The organism is Oleiphilus sp. HI0066, from assembly GCF_001635725.1.
The window spans coordinates 1-1,404 of record NZ_LWFH01001562.1; the positions used below are offsets into that span (position 1 = coordinate 1).

At 43.4% G+C, this 1,404-nt stretch carries 2 protein-coding genes and 1 pseudogene; all 3 read right to left on the reverse strand.

Translation table 11 applies throughout. The features are described 5' to 3' along the window. The coding region (locus tag A3738_RS24630; protein ID WP_197474009.1) for an urease accessory protein UreD at positions 1-532 on the reverse strand (532 nt) is incomplete at its 3' end. Between the two features lie 34 nt (positions 533-566). After that, the gene (gene urtE, locus A3738_RS24635; protein ID WP_068479113.1) at positions 567-1,262 is read right to left on the reverse strand and encodes an urea ABC transporter ATP-binding subunit UrtE; all 696 of its coding nucleotides are present in this window, start codon (positions 1,260-1,262) and stop codon (positions 567-569) included. 2 nt (positions 1,263-1,264) lie between these two features. Next, positions 1,265-1,404, reverse strand: a pseudogene (locus A3738_RS29585) (ABC transporter ATP-binding protein); the annotation flags it as partial.

Genomic DNA, 1,404 nt, shown 5'->3' on the forward strand with positions numbered 1-1,404 from the left:
GAAGCTGGTCTAAGCTGCCGCTCTTAAAATGGTACCCACCATGAGGACGCCCGAAACTTAACATATCCCACGCAATAAATTTGGAAGATTTACTAAGATTAATTGACGTCGAAAGCTTGCCGTTTGCGCGATCGAATAAAATATTTTCTTGAGGAAGAAACTCCAAGGTCGCGTTATCGGCAACATTGAGTTCTATATTTTGAGTTTGAACAACGTTTTCTGAGTCTGCGCCATAAAGTTTGCCGGCAGAAGGCGTTGTAATAAAACTTTCCGCACCTTCGTTGACATCAACAGAAATATCGATTTTATCGCCACTTACCATCCCACCCGGGGGGTGAAGCAAGTAGGTGTGACATCGTCCTTGCTCGGGATAAAAAGGTCTCTGCACGCGCAAAGGCCCTTTAAAACGCATATCACTGACGATCGTTCTGTTACTTTTTAACGCATAAGATAAGTGAAGATTAGCCTCCCAAGCACGGTCTGAACCATAGCTTGAAAGGCCATCTAAAGGATTGTGGACTGCTGCATTCATCTTTCTTTAATTTAAACCGAAGCGAGCAGGTAGTTTATACCGTTAAGTACTCCCTAACCAAGTCATCATTTAATTCTTCTAAACCACCCATAGCCACTTTTCGGCCGCGATCCATGATTATGAAGTTATCTGATGTACGACGAACAAAAGGAAGCTTTTGCTCCACTAGAAGTACAGTAAGCCCAATATCCTTATTTAGTTTGCGAATGATATCGCCGATTTCCTGAACAATATTCGGTTGAATCCCTTCAGTAGGCTCATCCAAAATCAGTAGCTTTGGGTCGAGCACTAGCGCACGTCCAATAGCAAGCTGTTGTTGCTGGCCGCCACTTAAATCTCCGCCTCGTCGATGCTTCATGTCGTGCAGTACAGGGAAGAGTTCATAAATAAAGTCAGGAATTTGCTTCTTTTTATCCTTGCGGATTGGCAATCCAATTTGAAGGTTCTCTTCGACTGTAAGCATAGGAAATATCTGACGCCCTTGAGGTACATATCCAATTCCACTTGGCGCACGCTGCTCCGCACTCAAACTAGTTAAATCTTTATCTCCTAGCTTTATGCTCCCAGATGCTGGCTGGATAAGCCCCATTACGCAGTTAAGCAAGGTGGTTTTCCCAACACCATTGCGCCCCATCAGACAGGTGCACTTACCCTCTTCTATTTCAATATCGAGATCCCAAAGAGTATGACTTTCACCATAAAATTGGTTCAAATTCGAAATACTAAGCATCATTACTCTCCGAGATACACTTCTTTAACTTTAGGATTATTTTGAACTTCATCCATGGTCCCTTCGGCCAACACAGAACCTTGATGCAATACGGTCACGGTTCTCGCGATTGAACGCACAAAATCCATATCGTGTTCTACTA

Coding starts and splice junctions, on each gene's coding strand:
- urtE (WP_068479113.1), bottom strand. CDS start 1,262: ATGCTTAGTATTTCGAATTTGAACCAATTTTATGGTGAAAGTCATACT.